The organism is Cobetia sp. SIMBA_158 (assembly GCF_046566945.1).
Taxonomy (GTDB): domain Bacteria; phylum Pseudomonadota; class Gammaproteobacteria; order Pseudomonadales; family Halomonadaceae; genus Cobetia; species Cobetia amphilecti.
In genome coordinates this window covers 1-270 of the sequence record NZ_JAWJYL010000398.1, presented here as the reverse complement: position 1 = coordinate 270, position 270 = coordinate 1, and the positions used below count along the sequence as shown (strand labels likewise).

Sequence of the window (270 nt, the reverse complement as noted above, 5' to 3'; positions counted from 1 at the left end):
ACAGGCCGCCGCCCACCGCGAGGCCGATCGCGGCGACGGACCACAAGCTCGCGGCCGTCGTCAGCCCGCGCACGATCTCGCCGCGCAGCAGGATCGAGCCCGCGCCGAGGAAACCGATGCCCGACACGACCTGCGCGGCGATCCGCGACGGGTCGAGCACGATGTGGTCGTTGCTGCCGAGCACGTCGGCGAAACCGAACGCCGACACGATCATGATGAGCGTCGAGCCGACACAGACGAGCATGTGCGTGCGCAGGCCGGCTGCCCACG

The 270-nt window shown here is 71.1% G+C and carries 1 protein-coding gene; it reads right to left on the bottom strand.

The window, feature by feature from the left end:
* The coding region (locus R2R70_RS20440; RefSeq protein ID WP_410978968.1) for an MgtC/SapB family protein at nt 1–270 on the bottom strand (270 nt) is incomplete at both ends.